Source organism: Corynebacterium sp. ES2715-CONJ3 (genome assembly GCF_024814365.1).
Taxonomy (GTDB): Bacteria; Actinomycetota; Actinomycetes; order Mycobacteriales; family Mycobacteriaceae; genus Corynebacterium.
Genome location: NZ_JANUXS010000006.1, coordinates 35,388 through 61,633, shown reverse-complemented (window position 1 = coordinate 61,633; position 26,246 = coordinate 35,388). Strand labels below are relative to the sequence as shown.

Below are 26,246 nucleotides of genomic sequence, written 5' to 3'. Positions count from 1 at the left end.
TCCCCTCCCTCAAATACCGTCTCTTTAATCTTGACTTTAGTGTCCATACGGGGGGATTTAAGTGTGTGTGAAAATTTTTTTTACACGCGCAAACCACTACTCTTGAACCATGTCCAATAACACTCGCATCGCGCTTGCTAGCATCGCGGGAGCCGGAATTTTTCTATCTGGTTGCTCTGCGGGCAGTACCGCCAGCCAAAGCGTGCACGAACAGCTCTCAGACTCCAACGCCGTAACCGTTGGAGTCTCCGCCGCCCCTGCGAGTCTTGACTTCACGACCACCGGCGGCGCGGCGATTCCTCAAGCCCTCATGGGCAATATCTATGAAGGTCTCGTTCGCATTAATCAGGAGGGGGACATTGAGCCCCTCTTAGCCCAATCCTGGGATAAGTCCCCCGATGGTACCGAATATATCTTTTATCTCCGCGAGGGTGTCACCTTCTCTAATGGTGATAGTTTTAATGCCGAAACCGCCCGCTTTTCAATCGATCGGGTCCTTGGTGATGCTTGGTCGAATGGATTGAAAAAGCAAATGGATGTCGTGGACTCAGTAGAGGTCATCGACCCCCTCACGCTCAAAGTCACTCTCGAACGTCCCTCGAATACCTGGCTATGGGCCATGGGTACCCTCGTCGGCGCCATGATGAGCCCGAATGGGGTAGACAACCTCGCGGAATCACCCGTCGGTACCGGCCCCTACACCCTCGACCGGTGGTCCGTGGGAACGTCCTTAAGCTTGGATGCGCGTGAAGATTATTGGGGGGATCCCCCAAAGAATTCCCGAGCAGTCTTTCGCTATTTCACCGATGCAATCGCTCTTACCAACGCGGTGCGCAGTAATAATATCGATGCCGCCATCGGCATCCAATCCCCAGAGCTGCTCGATAGTTTAAGGGCTGATAAGAATCTATCCGTTGAGGTTGGTACCACCAACGGCGAAGCTCTACTCAGCATGAATAATGCCCGGGCACCTTTTAACGATATCCGGGTACGCCAAGCGGTGATGTATGGGATCGACCGCCAAGCCGTTATCGATACCACCTGGGAGGGCTACGGCACCGATACTGGTGGCACTCCTGTCGCTCCCACCGATCCGTGGTACACCGGCACCTCCAGCTATCACTATGACCTGGAAAAAGCCCAGGCGCTCATGAAAGAGGCCAACGCTCAAGGCACTCCGATTACGATCTCGGTCCCCTCTTTGCCCTACGCCCAAGCTGCGAGCGAATTACTCTACTCTCAACTGACCGATATTGGCTTTAAGGTCACCATCGAATCCACCGAGTTTCCAGCGGTGTGGTTAGCGAAAGTTTATAAGGCTAAAGATTATGATATGTCGCTCATTGCGCATGTTGAACCGCGCGATATCCCCAATATCTTCGGCAATCCCGACTATTACTTAGGCTATAACGACAAGAAGGTTCAAAATCTCCTCGAGGCCGCAGACCAAGCGCCCGCGACTGAGTACCCATCGATGATGAAAGACGTCGTCGCCGAAATCATGGCGCAGGCCCCAGCAGATACTCTTTATAATTTGCCGCTCGTGGTGGTGACTCGCCAAGGAGTGTGCGGTATCCCAATTAATTCGGTGGCAGATGGACTCCTGCTTGCCGATATTTCCACCCAAGGAGACCAAGCATGCGAATAGTTAACGCTCTGATCCGCTATGCGCTCACACTATTTATCGCCAGTGTGGTTATCTTCATCGCCTTGCGTATTATCCCTGGTAATCCGGCTGAGATCGCCCTGGGTGTCACCGCCACGGCGGAATCGGTAGCTGATCTAGAGGCGAAGATGGGTATTGATCAACCCATGTGGATCCAATATGCCCAATGGATTGGGGGGCTTTTACGAGGAGATCTGGGGATCTCGCTCACCTCGGGCACCGATATTTCTACCCAGGTATTTGATCGCCTTCAGGTCAGCATGATCTTAGTTATCTGCGCGATGGTTGTGTCCCTGTGTATCGCGATCCCACTAGGTATGTGGGCTAGCTACCGCGCCCACAATCTCGACGGAGTGATCATTACCGCTCTAAGCCAAGTGGGTATTGCGGTCCCCTCTTTTCTCGCTGCGATCCTCTTAGTGGCCACCTTCGCCATCCGGCTTGATTGGGTCCCAGCCAATGGCTGGGAGGTGCCTAATCAGGATTTTGGGGGATTCCTTTCGCATCTCATCCTTCCCGTTATTTCCCTGGGCCTTGTTCAAGGCGCCATTATGACCCGCTATATTCGAGGCGCCATTTTGGAGGTTATGAACGAGAATTTCATGCGCACCGCGAGAGCTAAGGGCTTAAGCCCCGCGCAGGCATTGCGAGCTCACGGCCTACGCAATGCAGCCTTGCCCGTGATAACGGTCTTGGGTTTGCAACTTACCTCGCTTCTTATCGGCGCGGTGGTCATCGAGAAGGTTTTCGTGATCCCAGGTTTGGGTTCCTTACTCCTCACCGCTGTGACTAACCGCGATCTTCCTACGGTTCAAACAATTGTGATGATCTTGGTGATCTTCGCGGTTGTGGTTAATGCCCTTGTTGATGTCACCTATGCCCTGGTTGACCCCCGCACCCGAAGGAGCGTCTAAATGTTGCGGAAACTTCCCCCCACCGCCATGATCGGTGGAGCCATTATCGGTTGCGTGGTCATTCTTGCTCTCATCTCACTGGTGTGGACTCCCTACGATCCCTTACAAGCTCATCCCAGTGCACGGCTACAATCAAGCTCTTTTGCCCACATCATGGGCACCGATCGCTTCGGGCGGGATGTCTTTTCCCAGATCATGGTAGGCGCACGTATCACTTTGCTGGTGGGTGTCGTTGCGGTAGCAGTGGCCTTATTATATGGTGTGCCCTTGGGGATCTGGGCTGCGATGCGCCGAGGCCTGGCGGAAACCATCATCATGCGCGCCTCAGATCTCCTACTGGCCTTCCCCGGCCTGCTGCTCACAATCATTGCCACCGCAATCTTTGGCGCCACCACAATCACTGCTATGGTCGCCATTGGTATCGCCTCAATCCCTGCCTTCGCTCGCGTATCCCGGGCGGCGGCGCTATCGGTAATGGGGCGCGAATATGTGGCAGCAGCGCGAACTGCACAGAAGTCCAACATATATATTGCCTACCGCCATGTGCTGCCCAATATCTTGGGTGTGATTATCGTTCAAGCCTCTGTCTCCTTTGCGCTAGCCATCTTGGCGGAGGCAGGACTGAGCTTCCTCGGTTTAGGCACTCCTCCCCCTGATCCTAGTTGGGGAAGAATGTTGCAGACTGCACAGTCCTCGCTGGCAACCGCTCCTAGTCTTGCCCTGTGGCCGGGGCTATCCATCGCGTTGACGGTGCTCGGGTTCAACCTCTTAGGCGACGGCCTCCGCGATGTTATAGATCCCCGTTTTAATAGAAAGGCGGCTCTGTAATGCTAAAAGTCGAAGAATTGAGAACCCATGGCGTCATCGACGCCATCAGCTTCGAAATTGGCAGGGGCGAACGCGTTGGTTTGATCGGAGAATCAGGCTCCGGTAAAACACTCACTGCTTTAAGCATTATGCGTCTGATCGATTCAACTGGCGCCATCAGCCTGGATGGAACCCGGCTCGATCAGCTCTCGGAGCAGGCTTTGTGCGGGTTACGGGGGAAGAAAGTCGCCATGATTTTCCAGGAACCCATGACGGCGCTTAATCCTCTGATGACTATTCGGGCGCAAGTCTCCGAAGCGGTGCGGATCCACAAAAAGGTTTCGCGCACCAACGCCGACCGCAAGGCAGCGGCGCTCTTAGCCAAAGTAGAACTAGATAGTGAATTACTAGGACGTTATCCGCACGAGCTCTCCGGCGGTCAGCGTCAGCGTGTTCTTATTGCCATGGCGCTTGCGCACGATCCAGAGCTACTGATCTGCGATGAGCCGACCACAGCATTGGACGTCACCAGCCAGCGGGCGATTATTGAGCTCATTATGAAGCTGGTGCGTGAACGTGGCACCTCACTGCTCTTTATCACCCACGACCTCGGGTTGGTGGCCTCGACCTGCGAGCGCATCCTCGTCATGCACAAGGGGACAATTGTGGAGACAGGCACCACCGATCAGGTGCTACGCCAGCCACAGCATCCCTATACTCAGATGCTGGTCTCAGCGTCTATCCTCCCGCAGGCTCGCAAACCTAAAGTATCCGATGAGATCGTGGCTGATATGCGCGGTGTGTCAAAGCGCTTTGGACGCCGTAGCCTTGCGGTCGACGATATTGATTTCACGGTTTACCGTGGGCAGCGTTTAGGTATTGTTGGTGGTTCTGGTTCTGGGAAGACAACCACACTCAAACTGTTGGCTGGATTAGAAAAGCCAACGTCCGGGGCTCTGTCCACCACGGGTTGCATACAGATGGTCTTTCAGGATCCCATGGGCTCCCTTAATCCGCGAATGAAGATACGCGATATCATTTCCGAGACTCTTCCTCGTCGAGATGATGCCCGAATACGAGAAGTTCTTCACGAGGTGGGTCTTGATCCCGAGATGATGGATCGCTATCCGCACGAATTCTCGGGCGGCCAGCGGCAACGTTTGTCATTAGCCCGCGCCCTGGCTCCTCGTCCTGATATCCTGCTTGCCGACGAACCCGTCTCCGCGCTCGATGTTAGCGTTCGCAAGAAAGTCCTCGAGCTGCTCGATTCTTTGGTTGATCAATTAGGACTCACCCTGATTTTTGTATCCCATGATATCCACGTGGTGCGAAGCGTGTGCACCGATGTCCTGGTGATGAATAAAGGCCATATTGTGGAGTCGGGTCCCGTGTCAGACGTACTGAGTACTCCCCAGAGCGCCTATACGCAGGCGCTCATTGACGCGGTCCCCGACCTCATCCGCCACGCTTAAATCACTAAAGGCCACGATTTTCCATCGTGGCCTTTATCTTATGCTTTCATTTTATAGGTGGGTTATATCTCGACGGCGGCATAATGCCACAAAGAAGGCGCCGGAAATATTGTGCCATACTGCCGCCACCGCGCCGGGTAGGGCAGCTTCGGGGCTGAAGAATTGCGCGGACATACCAGAGCTGAGACCGGCAGATTGGGTGGCAACCTCGGTAGCGACAGTGCGGCGCTGTGCTCTCGATAGTCCCGTGATTCGGCCGGTGAGGTATCCCAGTAGATAACCCAAAGCGTTATGAATGAGAACGCTGAGGAAAACAATCAAACCAACCGTAGCTAAATTATCAGCGTTTTTTCCCACCACCCCGAAGACCACCGTCCCGATGAGGAAGATAGAGATCCACGGTAAAAATCCCACGATACGCGCCACTAAATGGGGAGCAATTCGATTAATAACCAAACCCAATACCACTGGAATAAGCACCGTTTGCACCAAGGCCCACGCCATCCCGGTGGCATTGACCCCAGTATGAGCATTGGCAAGCAAGAGCATAATCAGCGGGGTCATGATCGGCGAAATAAGAGTGGACACCGAGGTCATTGCCACTGATAGCGCGACATCGCCGCGAGCAAGGAAGGCAATGACATTGGAAGAGGTTCCGCCAGGTACGGAGCCAAGCATGAGCAGCCCGACGGCCAGGGCGGGGTCAAGGTTAAGGGCGCGTCCAACCGCTAAAGCCAAAAGAGGCATTATGACAAATTGCGCGATAACCCCGATGATAATCGGTAGTGGTCTGAGCATGACCTGTTTGAAATCGGGAATGCTCAGGGTGAGACCCATGGCGAACATAATCACCATGAGAAAATAGTTTATATATCCGGTAATCGGGACGAAAGGGGCTGGAAAAATGAGAGCCACGATGGAGCCGAGAACAATAAAGGCCGGAAATATCAGAACGATCGCCTGTGCGCGGCGGGCTTCGGGTGCAGCCAAAACCATAATCCTTCTCTAATTAACTGATGGGAATCGGCACTTTTTGGCTATGGGTGGGCTGCAGCGCTCAATATATAATGCTCACCGCGGCGCGGATGGGCGCGGTGAGGTCGATAGTATGAGAAATTGGACTTCTTTTCAAACGAGACCTTATATTTCTAATGATCGAGCAATTTGCGGTGCAGAATTTCGAGAATTTTTGCTCCGTCTTCACGCAGACCATCGTGCTGGTAATAATTCGTCATATGCATCCTCATATCTCCTAAGGTATGTGCTGTAGCTAGGGATAATTCAAAAGGGACGAAGATGTCATCCACGTACACAGCTGCGGCCATGCGCGATGCACCGGCAAGGATCTCGGGGTTATAGGGAGAATGCGTAAATTCGTGGTGGGCCAGTTTCTCCGCGGCCTCCTTAAAGGGCTGTAAAGCTGGATCCTCATCAAATTGCCACGGATAGATATGCTCGCCCGTCAGATAGTAATTCTCTGCTGTAATGGGGTCGAGATCCTCGGCGAAACCGTCTATAAGATTCCGCATTCGCTCCGCTGACCATTTCGTGGCTCCTAATCCGCCGACTCCGGCATAAATGGACTCGTGAATAGCTCCATAGAGCGGACCCTGTTCGAAACTTACCTGTGCAGAGATCCGATCGAGGACATCGCGGCGGAGCCGCTTCTCTCCTCTAACTATGTAGAAGGGTTCTTCCAGCAGCCACGCCAGATCCATAAAACCGCTCCCGCGGCCTAGGTTTATCCCAATAGTTCGAAAGCGACGCGAACTCAAGCGTTCCCCGGTGGGCAAGATCTCCTCGGAGTTATCAAGGTGATAAGCGATCTCTCGAATCCGGCTCTCAGCCCAAGGGATATGCCGGTAGAATTCCTTATGCCGCTGCGCTAGCTTGCGGTAGGTATGGGTATAAACTTCATCAGCGCAGTGGTGGATTGCTGGAATTCCACCAGTGAGGTAGGCCTTGTCAATGACCTCGGGGTGCAGGGAATAATAGCTATGTATACAAAAACCACCGTAGCTCTGCCCCATGACACTCCACTGATCAATGCCAAGATATTCTCGGAGCGCCTCAGCATCAGCGATAATATTTTCTTGCCGCAACAATACGAGACGCTCGAAGGTTCGATCGCGGGGATCACTAGCAGCGTCGATCCGATGCGAATACCCGGTGCCGCGTTGATCCAGCAGGATTAGGCGATAGTGTTTCAACATAAAGCTCAGCCAACCCGACGCTGATACCGGCCGCGGCGCAGGAAAACCTGGTCCACCTTGGAAATACACCATAGCGGGAAGATTTTCATCGGCGTAGATCTCACGAGCAAAAAGAGTGAAAGTATCAGAATCTTTGTCGCTAGGATCCCACGGTACCTCGAGTCGGTGGTCAATGATGGTATGACCAAAATACCGCATGGGTTGGGTGCTTGTTGCGTTCATGCCGTCAATTGTAGGCAGGGTTTTAGGCAGCGTACAGCGAGCAGACCACCCTCTAGCGATTACACTTTATTCATGATGTCTATTTCAATTCCCGAGCACCCTATGAGTCCAGACGATATTCACACCCGCTATATGGCTCTGAAAAAGGAGATCAGCGCCGCCGCGTCTGATTACGGTCGCAGCGATGGCCCCGATATCCAACTTTTGGCCGTCTCAAAAACCTTCGATATTGAGATAATTAAACTCGCCGTTGCAGCGGGCATCAAGGAATTTGGGGAGAATCGTCCCTTAGAGATGGCATCCAAAGCCCAAGCACTCCCGGGTTTGCAGTGGAATATTATCGGCCCTGTCCAGCGCAATAAAGCGCGCGAGGTTGCCCAGTATGCCACCAGGCTGCATTCACTCGATTCTGTGCGCTTAGCCCAGGCTTTAAATAAACGCCTTCTGCACTTCGATCGGCATCTCGATGTACTCATTCAGGTCAATACTTCGGGCGAGGAATCTAAAAGTGGAATTCACCCGAGCGACGCTGAAGCGATAATGGCCGACATTGCTCCGCTCGAACGCCTGCATATTCGCGGACTGATGACAATTGCTCCTTATTCTCCGTCGGAGCAGGTTGTCCGAGGGGCTTTCGAGCGCCTGCGGCTGCTGCGTGATCGACTCCTGTGCGTTATACCCGATGGGGTTGAACTGAAGGAATTATCGATGGGGATGAGCAGTGATTTTCGCTGGGCCATTGCCGAAGGATCCACTATTGTGCGGCTAGGAACAGCCATATTTGGCCATCGGCCGACCTCAGTTTATTCCTAAAGCTGTACTCCTAGGCATACGATCTTTGGGATCATGTGCATAAGAAACAGGCCGGTTTCCGGTAACGCACATGGCCCTTATTGGCGCTATACTGTTAGCGCACTCGCGACATTAGGGCTAGGAGTGATAGCCCTGGTGCCGCTTTCCCTTTATATAAAAGCTATGTTAAAGCTACGGATAGATGAGGTCACGATGCCGGATAGCGCTGGAGCCGATGACGTATTCGGACGGCGGATGCAACGAATTTTCAACAGCCCCATCGCTGATGCGCTGATTCCGCTGGCCCTTGCAGTGGTTCAATCCACGCCCCTAATCTGGCGCAGAATTCCTGCCATTTATTCCTATATGCTCGACGAAACTCCACCTCGCCAGGATTTTGCCGCAGCCACCCTCGTAGGCATCAGCCCAGATCCTCAGCACGAGGGGGTCGAACGGTGGTCAATCGGCAGTCCGAGTATGCGGCGCGTCGTCGAGGTTCAGGTGGTACGCCCGCGTGATAGCGATAGCCCCGCTCCCACCCTCGTGCTACTTGATGGGGTATCGGCCCCCAAGGAGTCTGGTTGGCTTCGCGAAGGTCAGCTCTCGCAGTTCCTCGCCACCACTAATGCCACGGTGGTCATGCCTACCCAGGCACCTGGTTCCCTCTACGAGGACTGGGTGCACGACGATCCAGTTGTGGGCCGCCACCAATGGGAGTCTTTTATCAGCAAAGAACTGCTCCCCATTATAGAAGATCCTCTCAATGGTATTAAAGCTAACGGACACCATATTATCGGCGGATTGTCTATGGGAGCCGCTGGAGCCGTACGAATTGCGGCCCGTCATCCCGATATTTTCCACGGTGTTATTGGTCTCTCAGGCTGCTATTCCACGTCTGGGGTTCTCGGACGTGGAATGGTTCTAGCCATTGTGCGCTGCGTGGGGGCGGAACCCGATAATATTTGGGGTCATGGGATGACAAAGCGACGCTTGGCCGCAGATATTGCGGATCATCCTCACGGGCTCGGAGCACTTCCGGTTTATCTTTTTACCGCTAATGGTCGTATCACGGATGAGGATATCAGGCTGCACCGCGGCCATCCTCGCTATGAACTACCAGGTGCGGTGGTTTTGGAAAAAGCAGCCTATCGCTCGACCCGCATCCTTATCAAGCGCATGCGCGAACTGGGCCTCCCACAGCCTGAAACTGATATTGAACACAGCGGGGTGCACGCGTGGGCTTATTACGGCCCCCAGCTGTGCAAAGGGTGGAACTCGGTCTATAGCCGCGTGTCCGACAAAGAGCCGGCTAGTTCCTAGCACCGAAAGCTGCACATCCAGATCTCGCCGAGGACCTCATAGACCACCACCAGATAACCGTCATGGTAGGCAAGATCGATATACCCGCACGGCCCTGTGTGGAATCGCAGAGGCGGTTTCTGCGAGATAGGCTGGGTGGGGTCTGAGTAGGTGTGGGGGTCGACGATCTCTAAGAAACCGTCCTGTCGCCCTGCTCCGCTGTAGGCGAAGACGAGGCCGTGAGGCGTATCGACGAAGCTGGCATTGCAGGCTGCAGCCGGGGGCGTGGAGGAAAAACCAATAGTATTCCAGCTGCGCCCATAATCGGAACTGATTGCCCTATAGCGGCCAAGCTCCCCTGTTTCATAGGCTGAGGTACGGCGCGCGGAGAGATATAACTGGCCTAAGTGAACGCCGTAGCAGGTTTCATCCATATCGTCGCCGATAACCTCTCCCACACTCCACGTGTCACCTTTATCGTGGCTAATCAGTGCGCGATGCCACGTTCTGCCCTGGTGGTCGCGCATAACGACGGGAAGAATCCAGTGCCCCTGGTTGACTACCGCATGCCCAGAGGTCACAAAAGCCCCTGCATAATCGCCGACAACCATATCTGTGAGACAGTGGGTTCTAAAGGTGCGTCCACAATCGTGGGAGATCGCAATTTCACTGTGCAAAACCTGGTCGCTGTCACGGCCTTGAGAGCCGAAGAATCCCACCGTATGACTGCGCGCATACACTACTGCGAGGTTAACACCATCCACAATGATGGCGGGATCAGAGAATCCCTGACGTGGATGAGTGGATCCGGAACGGAAGATCTCGTATTCAATAGGTCCATCGATAGTACCGCGACCGATAATGAGCGAATTGGGATTTGGTAAATCGCTAGGCATCGCGCCGCCAAGTCCGGTGTCGTCGTCAGCCGGCAATCTGCTATCACATAAGAGCAGCACATCACCCCCATCGAGGAATGCAATGGCTGGGATCCGAAGTTCTACGGTACGGGGATCAACGGTGCCGGCGGCACTTAGCTGTGCGGCATTCACGAGAAGGTGGGGTGGTTGGTGGGGGATCATAAATGTCGATGGTACAGATGATGGACCGGGGATCACCTTGTGATTTTACCCACTAAGCACCCCCGATTATCCCCCATCTACCGCATTTATATCACAGAGAAAATACCCCCTATCACCCCCAATAGGCTCGCCGTATACACGCCCCACAATCGGGGGCTCCACACCCCCTACCCGATTAGATAAGTTCGGTACAACCTGCTACTTTCACCCCCTTTTTCCCGATTTACCACCCCCTAAGTTCTATAAAACCAGTTTCAATAGCGGCGAAAACTGCACATTTTCGGGTTATAACCCTAACTGCCCCTGAACTGCTAAAAGTCCGAGCGGGCTTATTTGTCAATAAGCCCACACATTGAATCTATGGAAATTCTTATTAGAACGGGTAGATTGGTTGAAGGTAAGGACGTTGAGGAACAGCGTGCCTGCTGAAAAGCGGCATGCCGAAAGCGGTGCACGTCGAGGTCATACTTCGACCATCCAGGGGCGCCGAGAACTTTAGGGATTATTCCTCAGCACTACAGTCGACTTAGAAAATTAATATATGCAGAAAGGTCAAAGACTACTCGTGAGCACCACTGCTTGGCAGGATTTTGCACCCGGAAATTGGCAAACAAATATTGACGTTCGCAATTTCATCCTCGAAAACTACACCCCCTACGAAGGTGACGCCTCATTCCTTGCAGGCCCCACCGAAAAAACTCTCCGCGTCTGGGATCAACTAGAAAATAACTACCTCAAAGTGGAGCGCGCGAAGCGCGTCTACGACGTTGATACCGAAACCCCCGCGGATATCGACGCCTTCAAAGCTGGCTATATCAGCGAAGACGATGACGTTATCGTCGGTCTGCAGACCGACACCCCACTCAAGCGCGCCATGATGCCTAACGGCGGATGGCGCATGGTTGAGACGGCCATTCGCGAGGCTGGGCTTGAGCCAGATGAGCGCGTCAAGGAAATCTTCACGAAATACCGCAAGACCCACAACCAGGCGGTCTTCGATATCTACACTCCTCGCATTCGCGCGGCTCGATCTTCCCATATCATTACCGGCTTACCCGATGCCTACGGTCGCGGCCGCATTATTGGCGATTACCGCCGTGTAGCCCTCTACGGTGTGGACTTCCTCATTAATGAGAAGAAGGCCGCAAAGGATTCTGTCAATGGTGCAGATTTCTCTGAGCACTGGGCACGCTACCGCGAGGAGCACCAGGAGCAAATTCGCGCCCTCGAAAAGCTCAAGACCATGGCACAGTCTTATGGTTTTGATATTTCAGGCCCCGCGACCACCGCTAAAGAAGCCGTGCAGTGGACCTACTTCGCCTACCTCGCCTCTGTGAAGAGCCAGGATGGCGCCGCTATGTCCATCGGACGCCTGTCTGCCTTCCTCGATGTCTACTTCGAGCGCGATCTCAAGAGTGGATTGATTACCGAGGCTGACGCTCAGGAAATTATCGATGCTCTGGTTATTAAACTTCGCATCGTCCGCTTCCTGCGCACCATCGATTATGATCAGATCTTCTCGGGCGACCCTTATTGGGCAACCTGGTCCGATGCTGGTTTCGCCGAAGATGGTCGCCCCATGGTCACCAAGACCTCCTTCCGTCTGCTCCAAACCTTGCGCAACCTCGGGCCAGCACCAGAGCCTAATATCACCATCTTCTGGGATCCGAACCTGCCTAACGGTTATAAGGAATTCTGCTCGGCAATCTCCATCGAGACCTCCTCAGTACAGTACGAGTCCGATAAGCAGATTCGTGATCGCTGGGGCGATGACGCAGCCATTGCCTGCTGTGTATCCCCGATGGCGGTTGGTAAGCAAATGCAGTTCTTCGGCGCTCGCGTCAACGCTGCCAAGTCCCTCCTCTACGCCATCAATGGCGGCCGTGACGAGGTGACTGGCAAGCAGATCGTTGAAGGATATGAGCCTGTTCAGGGCGATGGCCCACTCGATTTCGACGATGTGTGGAATAAGTACGAGGCCATGCTGGACTGGGTTGTTGGCACCTATGTGGAAGCCCTCAATATCATCCACTACTGCCATGACCGCTACGCTTACGAGTCCATCGAGATGGCACTGCACGACTCTGAGATCATTCGTACCATGGGCTGCGGCATTGCTGGCCTGTCCATCGTGGCAGACTCCCTAGCCGCCATTAAGTACGCCAAGGTCACTCCCGTTCGCGACGAAACAGGTCTCATCGTCGACTACGTCACCGAGGGCGACTTCCCGATCTACGGCAATGACGACGATCGCGCCGACGATATTGCGGCCACCATCGTGCACACCGTGATGAGCAAGATCAAAGAGATCCCACTCTACCGCGACGCCATTCCTACCCAGTCGGTGCTGACCATCACCTCGAATGTGGTCTACGGCAAGGCTACTGGTGCATTCCCATCCGGCCACAAGGCTGGTACCCCATTTGCACCGGGCGCTAACCCAGAGAACAGCCTCGACTCCCACGGTATGGTTGCTTCCATGCTCTCGGTGGGCAAGCTGGATTATGAGGACGCCCTTGACGGCATTTCGCTGACCAATACGATCACTCCTTCCGGCTTGGGCCGTACCAAGGAAGAGCAGGTTGCGAACTTGGTTGGCATCCTCGACGCTGGCTTTATCATGGATACTTCCTGCCCAAACGGGTAGGCCATATTCCAGACTAAAAGTCTAGAAATTGGGGCTCATCTTCGACTAAGATGGGCCCCAAGCAGGAAAAATCCTCAAATATTTGAGGTGCATATACAACTACTTAGTTTCAGAAAGGTTCTACCCAATGTCTGCAAAATCCTTCGAAGAGCGCATGGCTGATATGAAAGCTGCCCGTTCCCGCAACAATATGGGCTCTGGCCTCTACCACGCCAATATCAACGTGCTCGACCGCGCTACCCTAGAAGATGCTATGGAGCACCCAGAGAAGTACCCGAACCTAACCGTTCGTGTGTCCGGTTATGCTGTGAACTTCGTGAAGCTCACCAAGGAGCAGCAGCGCGACGTTCTCTCGCGTACCTTCCACCACAACGCTTAAATAGAGCGTAGATCTTCGGACGCGCGAAAACTGATAATTTGCAGCTTTCGCGCGTTTTCTTATACTTCTTTCGAGGACGTGAACTTTTACTATGGCTGATGGAATTAACACCACTGTAACTCTCGCCCCTGGCTCGGGCCCGCGTATTCGCGGTGTTGCCCAGGGTATCGGTGCAGGCATCGACCTCACCATCGAACGCCCCGAACTCATTGCCGCCCGTCGCACTGGCGATATCGGCCTCGTTCACTCCTGGGAGCTTGTCACCGCCGTCGACGGCCCTGGCACCCGCATGACACTCTTCCTCTCGGGTTGTCCACTACGCTGCCAATACTGTCACAACCCCGACACCATGGAGATGAAGGAAGGGACCCTCGAGAAGGTCGAGGATATTGTGCGCAAAATCAAGCGCTATTCCACCGTCTTCCGGGCCAGCGGCGGCGGGCTGACCATTTCCGGCGGCGAGCCCCTCTTCCAAATCGCCTTTACCAGGCGAGTGCTCAAAGAGGTTCATGATGCCGGCATTCACACCTGCATCGATACCTCAGGCTTCCTTGGCTCACGTCTGAGCGACGACGATCTTGAAAATATCGATCTCGTGCTCCTTGACGTTAAAAGCGGTATCCCGGAGGTCTACCATGAGGTTACAGGGCGCATTCTGCAACCCACCTTGGAATTTGGCGATCGCCTCAACGCCCTCGGTAAGAAAGTGTGGATACGATTCGTCCTCGTTCCAGGACTCACTGATTCCGAGGAGAATATCCAGGCAGTCGCCGATATTGTGAGCAAATGGAAGGACAATATCGAGCGCATTGAGGTCTTGCCCTTCCACAATATGGGTGAAGATAAGTGGAAGAGCATGGGGATGAAGTACACCCTCGAGGGGGTCAAACCTCCCACACCAGAGTCAGTGGAGAAGACTCGAGACGTCTTTAGACAACTCGGCTTCACCGTTTACTAAAAAATTTACCCGCGTGCCAAACTTCTGGCATGCGGGTAAATATTTTAGGGCTTTTCTAGAACGGCAACTAAAAATTCAGAATCGGCTTCGAAAGGTCGTCCATCCCAACTCTCTAGCAGCAGTGACTCTTTAAAACCAGCTTCGCGTGCCATCTCGAGAAAGTGGGGAAAGAGCCAGCCACGGCCGATTCCAAACCCAATAACAGCGCGACCGTTCGCGCTCAACACTCGCGCGATATTCTTCAAAGCAGGCAACCTTCCCTCAGGTGGCAGGAAGCCCATCACATTGCCGGCTGAGACAATTAGATCGTAATTGTCACCCGGGAGTGGATCAACGCATAAGTCCCCGACCTCCCACCGCGCCTCGGGGTAATCCTTGCGAGCATAATCAATGAGCACGGGATCGAGATCTGTGCCTACAACATGGTGACCCTGCTGGGAGAGGTATCCACCTATCCGGCCTGTTCCGCAGCCGGCGTCGAGGATTTTCGCCCCCCTGGGCGCGAGCGCATCAATTAAACGTGCTTCACCAACGATATCGCGGCCCTCCGCTTGGAATCGATACCAGCGCTGGGCGTACTGCTCGGAGTGGTTGGGGTTATGGTCGAGAATTTCTTTCCATGTAGGCATAGCCACAGTGTATCGAGGCCTGTTGGCAATTACGAGCTGTCGAAGGCTCATGTCCTAAGCACCGAACACGACGCTCTCACTAGCAGCGGAAAGTCTTACGTAGCGACACCGCTGCGTAACAGCGCCCTCAGTATGGTCGTACTGATTCTTGTAATCTCGAGGCGTTTCGCTCCCTAGCTAGGTAGCGGGGATCCGTCACCCCATGCATCGCGGCGTAGCCCACACACAGATCCTTTTGATTAAGCTGAGCCATCCTTCCCCGCCGCAAATTTATAGGGGGACGATTAGATCCAAAGCTAATAGTCTTTCGAGCATTTTCTTAGGATCTGATTCCTGCCAGCCAGTGATTTCACCATGAGCGTTTTCGTATTCCAGGATATATTTATCGTTTTTTACGATACCGAGCAGATAGTAATCAGTTCCTCTCCGCATGTGTAATTCAATGAAATCAGAGATTCTAATCGCTGGTTCTATGGGCATGTGGAAGGTTATAAGCGCGTCGAACAGCTCGTGGACCCACGTCCTTAAGGGCTCGGGGGCGCCTTGTACTGCCATATATCGGCGGGCATGCAGGGCTTGACTGCGCTGGTGGTCGCTGAGGGCGAGCGTAGGATCAATGGCTCCGTGCTGAGTAAGAGCGGTCCGAATCTGGTCAATCTCTTCATACTCTTCTTGGCTATCTATTTCGTTGACAAATATCGCCTGGAATACATAGCTGCCAGTACGGCTTATCGTTACGCTAATCTCGTTGAGGTTAAAGGCCCAGTGAAATTCTGGGCATGGGGTGCCGGCTACTAATATTTCACCGAGTTCGCAGTCTTTGACCCCCACCCACTGGCGCAGTGCGTCCATGAGGGCTGCGGTCGCTCTTTCCTGTGCTTGATTGAATCTACTCATCATTCTCCTTCACCCGCCCCATGATCTAAACCACAGTTTATATGGCACTGTTCGTTTAACCACAAGGGGTCGCTATTCCTAGGACTTTTCGCTGCGCACACGGCTAAAATTCTCCCTACACTACTTCGATTTGCACACTCCCAAGGAGATTTTTGTGACTTCCGCTGCAGGCATTACGCCGCCTATACAGCCACCTATTCACCCAGTGGATCAAGTCCCCGGTGCCTCGCGGCTCGCCGCTCTCGGCCTTCAGCACGTTCTGGCATTCTACGCCGGTGCGGTTATCGTGCCCCTTTTGATAGCAGGATCGCTCAATCTCGACGCTGAAACTACCATCCACCTCATTAATGCCGACCTACTGACCTGCGGCATTGCTACCCTGATTCAAGCGGTAGGCATTGGAAAGCACGTCGGTGTGCGCCTTCCTATTATTCAAGGCGTGACCACTACTGCGGTCGCCCCCATCATCGCCATCGGGATGGGAGTCACCAATGGTGAAGGTGGCCTTGAAGCCCTGCCAACGATTTACGGAGCCGTGATCGTAGCAGGGCTTTTTACATTTTTTGCCACCCCCATATTCGCTCGCTTCCTAAAATTCTTCCCCCCTGTTGTGACAGGTTCTGTCCTCCTCGTCATGGGTACTTCGCTCCTTTTTGTCTCAGCTAATGATTTCACCAATTATGCTGACGGCACCCCGGCCACCAAAGATCTCGCGTACGCAGCTGGCACGCTGCTGGTTATTATTCTCGCTCAGCGCTTCTTCAAAGGATTTCTCGGTACTCTTGCCATCCTGATCGGTTTGGTTTCGGGCACCACGGTGGCATTAATTCTAGGCGATGCCAACCTCGATAAAGTTGCCGAAGCCGCTCCTATTGGGATTACTACGCCTTTTTACTTCGGTATCCCGCAATTTAATATCGCGGCCATTATCTCGATGATTATTGTCATGATTATCACCATGGTGGAGACGACGGGCGATGTTTTTGCCACTGGTGAGATCGTGAAAAAACGAATCCGCCGAGATGATATTAAGCGCGCGCTGAGGGCAGATGGTCTTTCCACCTTCCTTGGCGGCATTATGAATTCCTTCCCTTATACTTGCTTCGCCCAAAATGTCGGGCTGGTGCGGATTACGAATGTGAAATCGCGCTGGGTTGCTGCGGCTGCTGCTGGATTTATGATCATTCTCGGCCTCCTTCCCAAGGCGGGCGCCATTGTCGCATCGATTCCTTCCCCCGTGCTCGGGGGCGCCTCACTCGCAATGTTTGCTGCAGTTGCCTGGGTGGGAATGCAAACCATCGCGAAGGCTGATCTCAACGACAATCGCAATGCCGTCATCGTGAGCACCGCTCTCGGTTTGGCCATGTTGGTGACCTTCAAACCGTCAATTGCGCTGGCTCTTCCCGAGTGGTCACGTATCTTCGTTTCCTCGGGCATGTCTATCGGAGCTATCGCAGCGATCGTGCTCAATCTCCTCTTCTTCCATATCGGGAAACCGGCGGGCTCGGATATCGCCCGAACGGGCGATAAGGGAGTATCTTTAGCCGATCTCAACGCTATGAACAAGGCAGAGTTCGTTGCGGCACTGCGGCCGCTTTTCAATCAGCAAACCTGGCCGCTGGAGCGCGCTTGGCAATCTCGCCCCTTCGCTGATATTAACGAGCTACGCAGCGCTATCCAGGTATCTGTGCTCACCGCCGGCGAAACGGACAAACTCAACCTGATTAACGATTACCCCGATATGGCGGCTCTCTTGATGGCCGATACCGTCAGCTCGCGAGAAATTTCCTCCGACCGTGGTTCTATCGGTATCGATGATCTCGATGACGTAGAAACCCAACGGATCCAAGATATCTCTCGTGCTTATAAGGAACGCTTCGGCCTTCCCTATGTGGCCTACCTTGATACTACTGACACTGTGGAATCGATCATTGAATCGGGTATTCGCCGATTGGGCAACTCCGATGAGCAAGAGCGGCGCGTTCTTCTCGCCGAAATTGTGGAAATCGCCAATGATCGTTTCGATCTCCTGCTTGCCGACGCCAACCCTGTTCGGTCGGCGTGGGATCGAAAGTTTACTGAAGTCGATTCTTAAAATACCCCGTAGCAGCCCCACCGTATCTGGTGGGGCTTTTTTCTGGCTCAATGCTTATGGCCTGGCGATGGATTTTTGTGCTTTGGCATACTCTCGTTGGCTGTGAATGGGAGCAATCTAACAGTATGAAAACCCTTGCGAATAGCTAATAATTGGTTAAGAATCTAAGAAAGGTACCGAGCACCCTCGGAACTCATGAAGAGAAAGAAGAACCATGAAGATCGCTCGAATCGAGTGGCACGGTCGCGAGCTATATGCCCGCGTTGATCAGGAATACCACGTGCTCGACGCCGACAACCTCACTGCTGCTCTAACAGCTGAAGAAACTGGCGAAAAAATCCCTACATCGGCACGCCTCCTCAGCCCCGTCACGCCATCGAAAGTGGTCGCCCTCGCATGTGCGTATCTAGCCGATGATCGGCCCTTTGATCCCGAGAAGGATCGCGCTCCGTTTATTTTCTTCAAGCCGAGCTCTGCGGTTGTGGGCACTAGGGATAATATCGAGGTCCCAGAAGTAGCACGCGGATCCATCTTCGAGTCTGAACTTGCAGTGGTGATGGCCAAGGATTGTAAGAAAGTGACCGAGGATGAGGCCCTAGAATATGTGCTGGGCTATACCATCTGCAATGATATGTCGGCACCAGCATTGATGGGGCAGGATGGCCAATGGTCGAGGGGCAAAGGCCTCGATACCTTCTGCCCAATCGGCCCGTGGATCGAAACCGAACTCGATAACCCTGATGATGCTCATATCACCGCCCACCTTACGCGCAACGGTCAGCGCCTTGACCTCGTCGATTCATCTACGCGGTATCAAATATGGTCCGCTGCGCAGGCCATTTCTTATTGTTCGGAATATATAACGTTGAAGGCGGGAGATGTGATTAGCCTGGGGTGCCCTCCAGGTCCTATCCCTGTGGAAGAAGGCGATACGGTTAGCATCACCATTGATGGAATCGGTACCCTCGAGAACCCAGTACACTTCATCTAAAGTATCCTTGCCAGATTTCTGACCCGGCAGAGCTCATACCTATCCGCTCACACCAATAAGCCTATTGGTGTGAGCTTTTTCTTGTCTCATAGCCGAAGCGCCCTTTTTAGGCGGCGGCTGATACGCCTAGGCAAGTGATCGAAGCGCGCGCGCTAAATCTTCGTAATCCTGACGAATAACTGCAACAGGACGCACGACCGTCGCGGTAGATATTTGTGCGATCTCCTTCTTTAGTGCCCGCCGCGTCCGCGCTTTAACAACCGCTCCAATCACCCCACCAAAGGCGGCTCCCATCAGGCTGAGAAGTATGCCTATAAGTATTCCTCCAAGTATCAAAAGGGTAGGATAAGGCCATCCCTCAATGGCGGGTATGAGGCTATCGCCAAGCAGCGGCGTGAGCACCCCAGGGATGAAGGCGACAGCGAGGTACCACAGCACCCCCATAAGCGCCATAAAGAGCGCTATCCATTGGATGAAGGTCAAAAGCCCCCACGCTGCCGAAGGTTGGGCGGGCAGTTTCGTGCGCGCTGCTGCTCGGTCCAACTCTTCTGGAAGTGCGTGGGCGCTGTCGTTTCCTTGCTCAATGACCGCTAAATCCCACGGGTGCGGTAATTGATCTGCCACTGCATGCGTATAGGTGCGCACCGCCTTATTGGATATCGCTTTACTTGCGGCATCAAGGGCAGGCAATGAACTGCGGTGCACATCGCTGTGATCCTGCTCCTCCCGCAATCCCAAGCGTCGCAAAGGATCGGGGCGCAGTTTTAGTACCCAAGTCAGAAGGGGTGAACCTGTGCGTAGACCTAATCGCCGTCGATACGCTGCGGCAGTAATCTCAGCGAGGCGATCGACCCCTGCTGCCTGGGCTAGGGAGCGATCAAGCTCCTTTTTAGCGTGCGCCCCTACTTGCCCATGACGGGCAGGCACCAAGCGGTTACTCAGAGCGTGAATATCTGCTACTATCCGAGCACTCTGAGCGTTTTTGCTCGCCGCTATAGTGGCGATAGCCTCGCGCAATTCGGTGATACCACTTCCCGTAAGAGTGGAGGTTGCAAGTACCGAAACATTGTCTAACCCGTCATCGTTTAAAAGCCCTGTTAGCGATGCTGTCACCTCCGGTATATCGGCGGGGGCTAATCTGTCAGCTTTATTGAGCACGGCAAGGGTGACAGCGGAATGACTCGCATGGGGCCGAATAAAATCCTGATGGATAATCCGGTCGGCATATTTCTCCGGATCGGTCACCCACACGAGCACATCAACCTGGGCTGCCAACCGGCTCGCAATTTCTCTATTACTCTGATCAACTGAATCAAAATCTGGGAGATCAAGCAGAATAAGCGGCCCTGACTTTGCGGTGAAACTACCCGTACGGGTGCGCCGGTCTTCAATACCTAACCAGTCGAGGAGTTCGCTGGCCCCCTCTGGTTGCCAGATCGCAGCTAACGGTGCCGAGGTTGTGGGGCGTCTCGGTGAGGAGGCACCCAAATCTTCTCCGACTATGGCATTAAAAAGTGATGTTTTCCCTGAGCCTGTGGCACCGAAGAATCCCACCACCGTGTGCTCAGATGACAGTTTTCTCCTCGCAGCCGCATGAACAAGCACTTTATTCATAGCGTCGCGATCCTCTGGGGAGAGATACTGAGATGTGAGCGCTGCTTCGAGGGCATGAAGACGGTGCTGAAGCTTAGACATATTTAACCTCTGCGAGGGCTTGACGAGCTGAGCTTCTCAGCGCTTCAGCTGGGGTACCTACAATGAGCTGCTCAGTCACCGGTTGGTAGCGAGCCCGCTCATCAGCCATAAGGATTGCGACGCGTTCATCGAGATCCTGGCGCGCGCGTTTCGCCATGCGCCTGACGGCTTCCTCACCGAAGATCGTTTCCAGCAATTTCTGGCCCAATACCGCTGAGCCACCTGCGATAGCGATCTCACCACCAGTTAGCCCTGCCGTGGAAGCGAAAACCACAATCATAAGTGCGACGGTCACCGCATTGAGTCCGAGTGAGGCGAGGCGAGCGGTCATGCGTTTAGAGGCAGCGTTTTCCTCAATATAGCGCACCAAGTCTGCCTGCCAATCCCGCACGAGCGTTGCGGCCCGTTCGGATATCTCTTCACCGGCGCGGGCTAGATCATGTGAAGCCTGATCGCGTAGCTTGGGCGCTTGGGAGCCGAGGTAGGACCAGCATCGCCCCGCAGCCGTATCGGCGGCGTCGATAATTACCGCATGAAGGCCGGTTTCAATCTGCGTTTCCACCTCGCGCAGTGGGGTGGGTTTGCCGGTAAAAAAGGAGCCCACTCGATCCCGGGCGAGAGAAAACCAGCGATCAATCACTCGGAACGCGTCCGAGGTTCCCACAAAATCTTGCCACCGCGCCATGACTTCGGTGCGCAGCAAGTGTCCATCTGAGGTGGCGTCGATAATATGCTGACAGGCCCTCGAATAGGCATCATCGAAAGCTACAGCTAGCTGGGTTGCCTGCTCATGGCGACGATCATAGGAAACGGCCAATTCCTCGGTGGCTTGAACGAGTTGATCTAGGGCACCGGCTACTGTTCGCAGGGAGATCTCTCGACGCGCGGCGGTATCTAGTGCAAGGTCGTGGAGGTAAGTGGCAATAGATTCCACCGGTAGTAGTTCGTGCTGGACAAATGGCACCACAAATACCTCGGCGTCGAATTTGCGCTCTTCGAGCATTCGGCGCAGATCATCGGGAACCGTGTCCGCTGCTTGTTGATCCACACGGTTGAGAATCACAACGACCTCAATATGTCGGGCAGCAGCATCGGATAAGAAATTCCACACCACTTGATCTGCGTAACGTGCCGGTGTGGTCACAAAGACCCATGAATCTGCGGCGGCCAATAACTGGGAGGCCAAGGCGCGATTGGTATCATCGATGGAATCAAAGTCGGGAGCATCGATCAACGCTAGGCCAGCTGGGATGAGATTCGATTCGACAATGCGCAGGCTCAGCGCTTGGGTATCAGGTTCCCCGTGTTCACGAGGAAGACCGGGAAGCACGCGCTGCGATCGAAAATATGGCGCATCGGCAGTATTCGTAATAAGGGTGGGTTGGCGGGTAGTTGGCCTAATAACCCCAGCGGCTGTCACGTTTTCCCCGACAATCGCGTTGACAAGAGTAGACTTGCCGGCCCCCGTTGAACCCCCCACGACTACGAGGAGTGGGGCATCAAGATCAGTGATCCTCGGGATAATATAGTCATCCAGCTGATTCTTCAGTGTCTGCGCTTTAGCGGCATCTGCAGGGTATACAACGCCATCAAGGGTGTGGCGTAAGAGCTCAAGGGTCCCGTCCATGTTTTTCATTCTTGCAGGAAAATTGAAGTTTTCACAGCCCGACTCAGTATCACGCGCAGCAGCTAGACCACACACAGTAAAAAGGCGCCCACATAAGTACCACACGGTTGGCGAGGAGAGCTTCGAAATATCTCCACTCTGCACAACAATGCCTGCGCACAAGGAATCTCAAGCCTCCAGCCAGTCATACGGATCAGTCTGTGCGCTGCGTTGCAGAAAGTACCCGTACTGCCTCAGACATAACGGCAGCCCGGTCAACGGTTCTCGCTCTGTCGCGCGAGGTGGCTGCGATCGTAGTTCACCTCGACGCATCTTCCTGGGCATTCTCTGGTGTTTATGCCCTCGGTGAAGTGATTCAATGGGTCCGGGCAAGCGAGATTATGGTGAGATACTGCAGCGATGAAATCGTGCCAAGAAAAATCAGCCCTCAAGAAACACCACGGCGAATCGAGCCGCGAAACCAGCAACCATAGACACAACAACTAACCAACCGTGAACTAAAATGAATGACACCAAGACCACAACAGCACCACCAAAGCGCCCCGGCACAATCACCGTGCCAGGGCGCTCATGGTAGGGATTGGTCGCACACTGTCATCTACTGCTGCACACCGACAGGAAAATGGAGACATGTAGAAACCTCAACAGCAGGTTTTACGCCTCAAAAGACTTCTTTTTCTAGAGCTTTTGCGCTAAATGCGAGGTTAGTTAAGGTAGTCACCATCCCAACTCCGATAAAAGACTGGAGGACTCCTACTCCCTCGTGCGAACACTAGGCTGCGGCACCCCAAATTCTTCCATCGCGTCCGCAATAGTCGGCCACTGTTCTATCTCGGCGTTTCCTTTAAGGAACCACCCCGCAATGGTTCATATATCCGCCTTAGCGCTCTTAGTTCGGCGTGTGTTGGTTGTTGCGAGTGTCTGGCGTTGGGCTTGGGCATAGTCGCCGTTGAGGTCGAACTTTAGACGTTCTGCGGTCTTTTTCCCGCCCCTGCGCCCTATGGTGGCGAGTGCTTTGCGTTCGCTGCTGGTGGCTTTCTCGCTAGCGCTGTGGGCTTTGTAGACCGAGCTTGTGCACGTGGTGACGTATCCGCGTATGTGACTGGCCATGGTTAGGCGATTTGCTGCGGGTGACATGTCTCCCGGTCGCCCGGCTGCTCCGTGTTTGTAAGCGACTTTTGAGGCGTGTTCGTTCACGTCAATAATCAGGGAGTCTTTTAGACGCTTGCCCTCGTTGGCTGGACATAAGGTGGCGATTTGGGGACTATAGCCGTTGGCTCTCGAGCTGCTAATTACTGATGCTTCGGTGTTATTTGAAAGCGAGACAGTAAAGACTGCCCGTCTGGCCGACCAGCACCGCGAGTGATCTGTTCTTGGTTCCCCTCGAAATGTGAACGCCAACAGGTGGTTGAGAAAGATATTGATTTACTGTACAACGCTCCTTGGAGGGGCGGATTGTTGCAGCTTATAAAACCGCTATCCAAGTACGTACCGCCAGTATCCGTGCATATCTCACGCAGCTGAGCTACTACGCGGAGCCCATAGCTCCCACACACTCTATGAGTGTATCGTGCGCGTAGAGTCTCTTTTTTCTCAGAGGGACACTGTTGTGGTTCGCAGTCCCACCCTTCGAGAGCCGGAGTAGGTATTTTCAACTACCTCCTTTGGTTTGGCCATCACTGGCCATTACTGGCCATCAAGATACTCCCCTACCTCACCGCTTAGTTCCTCCGCAGCAGGCACGTACGTGGGGTTGAAGAGGTCGGGAGTCTGACCCGAAGCGAAGTCTTCAAGAAGGTAGATATAGCTGCCGCCCATGAGGGCGAAATAGTCAGACAGTCGATTAAAGGGCAGTCTTCGAGGGAGCACAAGCACGCAGCGATCGAAACCACTGAGGTTGGTCTGCGCGAAGGTTTCTGGGTTATGTCGTAGGTGGGTGATCAGTTTCCGTTTTGCGTTCTTTAAAATCTCACGTTGTTCAGACATGATATGTGGGTCCCATAAGAAGCGAAGCCAAAGACTCACCTTGGAAGGATCCGCGCCCGCCGACTGCACACAGCAATCAGCAAAATACTCAAATTCGATATCTTTAGCGCTCAGTCCGTGGTACTGCTTCGCTAGTGCTGCCCGCATTGATTGTGCAGTTCGATCGAAAGTAGATCCAAATTTTTGGATTGGCCCATACAGGCTGTATATCCCCCACTCATAGGGTGGACTGCCGATTTTCTCGTGCTCCAAAAGAACCCGCAACCCCATTCTGGTGAGTTCTGTGGACCGACCCGATCCGAAGTTACGGATGAGAACCGGGAATCGCCCTGTTAGTGGGATATCCGTATTCATGTTCTCACTGACTTTCTGTGGCGTTGTACCGTGGGATCAAACTGGGGATGCGGCCTGCTCGGGGGCAAAGTACTTGCGGAGTCCATCGCGGACAATGTCAACGTCGTGGCTGGTTCCAAGGAGCTCAAAGCGGTAGAGCTGGGGAACGTGACACTTTTGCGAAATGACCTGCCCCGCGGCGCAATAGGCCTCCCCAAAATTGGTATTGCCCGCACTAATAACTCCGCGAATAAGTGCGCGGTTTTCGGGGATATTCAAAAATGCCTTAACCTGTGGCGGAACCGCGCCTTTCATGCTGCCTCCCCCATAGGTAGGCACTATGAGAACGAAGGGGCGGTCTACTCGAATCATCCCCTCTTGCTTGGGTTTCAGGGGAATTCTCGCGGAGTCGAAGCCTAGTTTTTGAACGAAGCGATGAGTATTTTCACTCACCGACGAAAAGTAAACGACGAAGGGGGTCGACGCGGTTGCGCTCTCGATGGTTCTCACTTCCTTGGTGGGTTGTAGATGCCCTGTGATATCTGTCAGGCAGGGCTTAACGCAAGCGATTCGCTTATCCGCTAGCGTCGCTTGTTCCATCCTATCAGGATTAAAAACTTAGGGTACCCTAATCTTTAGGCTAGTCCTTGGAACTATCCGCGTCCCTCGTGTTCTCTTTCCGCCGTTGCCACTCACGCCACAAAACAAACGCGATCACCAGCGCAATGATGATGAGGTCGATCATCATCCACCAACTCAACACCGGCCGCCATGATTGAGAAATTTCCGGCATTTCCCGAGGCACGCGTTCAGCAGACACTAGGAGACGATCGGTGTTGATGCCATAAGGAGTGCACGTGATAAGAGTTAACTTATCGACGCCAGCTTCGTAGGTCACAGCCTGATAGTCATCTGGGGCAACAACCTGCCTTCCGGTCACCCGGTAAACGAGAACTTCTCCTAGAACATCAAGGTAGATCTCCGCGCCATCTTTAATGCGCGGGAGATTATCAAACATACTGGCGTTAACCATCCCCGTGTGTGCGGAGATGACCGAATTTGTCCCTGGCCCCCCAACTGGCACATCAGAGCCGAACATATGTCCAGCACCGTGGTAGAGCACCTCGGGGCGCGTGGTGTGGTAGACGGGTAAATCGATATCGAGTGATGGGATCGCCAATCTGGCGATCATGCCAGAAGTTTCAGGGGGATTGAGGATATCCAGATACTCGTCGTAGCCAGGCGATTCGGGCGTGGGAATAAAAGCATGATGTCCGCTTTCCGCCAAGTTTTGGTTATATACGTGGGCTTTGTGGAGATATTCGCGTATCAACTCGCTCGGCTCAATCTCTCGCACCTTTTCAGCGTAGCTGCGAGCCCTCGTATCCAATTGATAATCTGTATACAAAGTCGAGACAATGGGGAAAAGCAATACCGCAATCCCAAGGATGATATTCAGCATCCCGCGGCGCCGTTGGCTTTTGCCTCTACCACGCTTAGGGGCATGGTGCGTGGGCTTAATACGTGCCACTGCTGCCACTACAG

The 26,246-nt window shown here is 53.7% G+C and carries 23 protein-coding genes; 12 read left to right on the top strand and 11 right to left on the bottom strand.

The features are described from left to right. Positions 1 to 109: 109 nt before the first annotated feature. The 4 genes from NXT00_RS08005 to NXT00_RS07990 are packed head-to-tail and all read left to right on the top strand — an operon-like array spanning position 110 to position 4,859. Entirely contained in the window at positions 110 to 1,648 is a 1,539-nt protein-coding gene (locus NXT00_RS08005; RefSeq protein ID WP_259158677.1) for an ABC transporter substrate-binding protein, read from the top strand. After that, complete coding sequence (locus NXT00_RS08000) at positions 1,639 to 2,580, top strand: ABC transporter permease (RefSeq protein ID WP_259158676.1); 942 nt, start codon at positions 1,639 to 1,641, stop codon at positions 2,578 to 2,580. The genes NXT00_RS08005 and NXT00_RS08000 overlap by 10 nt, the downstream gene beginning before the upstream one ends. Further along, the gene (locus tag NXT00_RS07995; RefSeq protein ID WP_259158675.1) at positions 2,581 to 3,408 is read left to right on the top strand and encodes an ABC transporter permease; all 828 of its coding nucleotides are present in this window, start codon (positions 2,581 to 2,583) and stop codon (positions 3,406 to 3,408) included. Then, a complete protein-coding gene (locus tag NXT00_RS07990; protein ID WP_259158674.1) occupies positions 3,408 to 4,859 on the top strand; it encodes an ABC transporter ATP-binding protein in 1,452 nt (483 codons plus the stop codon). Before NXT00_RS07995 ends, NXT00_RS07990 begins: the two co-directional genes overlap by 1 nt. Positions 4,860 to 4,910: 51 nt before the next feature. Here the strand turns inward: NXT00_RS07990 and NXT00_RS07985 are convergent, their stop codons facing one another. Further along, entirely contained in the window at positions 4,911 to 5,849 is a 939-nt protein-coding gene (locus NXT00_RS07985) for a bile acid:sodium symporter family protein (RefSeq protein ID WP_259158673.1), read from the bottom strand. A gap of 158 nt (positions 5,850 to 6,007) precedes the next feature. Beyond that, a complete protein-coding gene (locus NXT00_RS07980) occupies positions 6,008 to 7,294 on the bottom strand; it encodes an alpha/beta hydrolase (protein WP_259158672.1) in 1,287 nt (428 codons plus the stop codon). A gap of 72 nt (positions 7,295 to 7,366) precedes the next feature. Here NXT00_RS07980 and NXT00_RS07975 point away from each other — a divergent pair, with 72 nt between their 5' ends. Together NXT00_RS07975 and NXT00_RS07970 are read left to right on the top strand one after the other, a co-directional pair. Next, a complete protein-coding gene (locus NXT00_RS07975) occupies positions 7,367 to 8,107 on the top strand; it encodes a YggS family pyridoxal phosphate-dependent enzyme (RefSeq protein WP_259079838.1) in 741 nt (246 codons plus the stop codon). Positions 8,108 to 8,242: 135 nt separating this feature from the next. Further along, entirely contained in the window at positions 8,243 to 9,406 is a 1,164-nt protein-coding gene (locus tag NXT00_RS07970) for an alpha/beta hydrolase family protein (protein ID WP_259158671.1), read from the top strand. On the opposite strand, the gene NXT00_RS07965 is transcribed toward NXT00_RS07970, so the two are convergent. Then, positions 9,403 to 10,464: a sialidase family protein gene (locus NXT00_RS07965; protein WP_259158669.1), complete on the bottom strand. Its 1,062-nt coding sequence runs from the start codon at positions 10,462 to 10,464 to the stop codon at positions 9,403 to 9,405. The two genes, NXT00_RS07970 and NXT00_RS07965, sit on opposite strands and share 4 nt — an antisense overlap. Positions 10,465 to 11,029: 565 nt before the next feature. On the opposite strand from NXT00_RS07965, the gene NXT00_RS07960 reads away from it, so the two are divergent. From NXT00_RS07960 to pflA, 3 genes are all read left to right on the top strand, one after another. After that, positions 11,030 to 13,111, top strand: coding sequence for a pyruvate formate lyase family protein (locus tag NXT00_RS07960; RefSeq protein WP_259079833.1), 2,082 nt, complete (start codon positions 11,030 to 11,032; stop codon positions 13,109 to 13,111). Positions 13,112 to 13,238: 127 nt separating this feature from the next. Next, positions 13,239 to 13,490 (top strand): autonomous glycyl radical cofactor GrcA2, encoded by a 252-nt coding sequence (grcA2, locus tag NXT00_RS07955; protein WP_259079829.1) that lies wholly within the window; start codon positions 13,239 to 13,241, stop codon positions 13,488 to 13,490. A 91-nt stretch (positions 13,491 to 13,581) separates the two neighbouring features. After that, entirely contained in the window at positions 13,582 to 14,448 is an 867-nt protein-coding gene (pflA, locus tag NXT00_RS07950; RefSeq protein WP_259079828.1) for a pyruvate formate-lyase-activating protein, read from the top strand. 44 nt (positions 14,449 to 14,492) lie between these two features. Here the strand turns inward: pflA and NXT00_RS07945 are convergent, their stop codons facing one another. Further along, positions 14,493 to 15,077, bottom strand: coding sequence for a bifunctional 2-polyprenyl-6-hydroxyphenol methylase/3-demethylubiquinol 3-O-methyltransferase UbiG (locus NXT00_RS07945; protein ID WP_259079822.1), 585 nt, complete (start codon positions 15,075 to 15,077; stop codon positions 14,493 to 14,495). Positions 15,078 to 15,347: 270 nt separating this feature from the next. Next, positions 15,348 to 15,974, bottom strand: a complete 627-nt coding sequence (locus tag NXT00_RS07940; protein ID WP_259079821.1) for a hypothetical protein — start codon at positions 15,972 to 15,974, stop codon at positions 15,348 to 15,350. Positions 15,975 to 16,128: 154 nt separating this feature from the next. On the opposite strand from NXT00_RS07940, the gene NXT00_RS07935 reads away from it, so the two are divergent. Continuing rightward, positions 16,129 to 18,069, top strand: a complete 1,941-nt coding sequence (locus NXT00_RS07935) for a solute carrier family 23 protein (protein WP_259079819.1) — start codon at positions 16,129 to 16,131, stop codon at positions 18,067 to 18,069. Positions 18,070 to 18,283: 214 nt separating this feature from the next. Continuing rightward, positions 18,284 to 19,060, top strand: a complete 777-nt coding sequence (locus NXT00_RS07930; protein ID WP_259079817.1) for a fumarylacetoacetate hydrolase family protein — start codon at positions 18,284 to 18,286, stop codon at positions 19,058 to 19,060. A 126-nt stretch (positions 19,061 to 19,186) separates the two neighbouring features. Here NXT00_RS07930 and NXT00_RS07925 read toward each other — a convergent pair whose 3' ends face one another. Next, entirely contained in the window at positions 19,187 to 20,755 is a 1,569-nt protein-coding gene (locus NXT00_RS07925; protein WP_259158668.1) for a GTPase, read from the bottom strand. Beyond that, positions 20,748 to 22,382: a GTPase domain-containing protein gene (locus NXT00_RS07920; RefSeq protein WP_259158667.1), complete on the bottom strand. Its 1,635-nt coding sequence runs from the start codon at positions 22,380 to 22,382 to the stop codon at positions 20,748 to 20,750. Before NXT00_RS07920 ends, NXT00_RS07925 begins: the two co-directional genes overlap by 8 nt. Positions 22,383 to 22,582: 200 nt before the next feature. On the opposite strand from NXT00_RS07920, the gene NXT00_RS07915 reads away from it, so the two are divergent. Next, on the top strand, positions 22,583 to 22,855 hold the full coding sequence (locus tag NXT00_RS07915; protein ID WP_259079808.1) for a hypothetical protein: 273 nt from the start codon (positions 22,583 to 22,585) through the stop codon (positions 22,853 to 22,855). Between the two features lie 394 nt (positions 22,856 to 23,249). Here the strand turns inward: NXT00_RS07915 and NXT00_RS07910 are convergent, their stop codons facing one another. The 4 genes from NXT00_RS07910 to NXT00_RS07895 all read right to left on the bottom strand — a co-directional run bounded on the left by NXT00_RS07910 (position 23,250) and on the right by NXT00_RS07895 (position 26,241). Continuing rightward, on the bottom strand, positions 23,250 to 23,519 hold the full coding sequence (locus tag NXT00_RS07910; RefSeq protein WP_259158666.1) for a hypothetical protein: 270 nt from the start codon (positions 23,517 to 23,519) through the stop codon (positions 23,250 to 23,252). 549 nt (positions 23,520 to 24,068) lie between these two features. After that, positions 24,069 to 24,722, bottom strand: coding sequence for a hypothetical protein (locus tag NXT00_RS07905; protein ID WP_259079804.1), 654 nt, complete (start codon positions 24,720 to 24,722; stop codon positions 24,069 to 24,071). Between the two features lie 36 nt (positions 24,723 to 24,758). Next, positions 24,759 to 25,301, bottom strand: a complete 543-nt coding sequence (gene nrdI / locus NXT00_RS07900) for a class Ib ribonucleoside-diphosphate reductase assembly flavoprotein NrdI (protein ID WP_259079796.1) — start codon at positions 25,299 to 25,301, stop codon at positions 24,759 to 24,761. Positions 25,302 to 25,341: 40 nt separating this feature from the next. Continuing rightward, entirely contained in the window at positions 25,342 to 26,241 is a 900-nt protein-coding gene (locus NXT00_RS07895) for a class C sortase (protein ID WP_259158665.1), read from the bottom strand. Between the last annotated feature and the right edge of the window lie 5 nt (positions 26,242 to 26,246).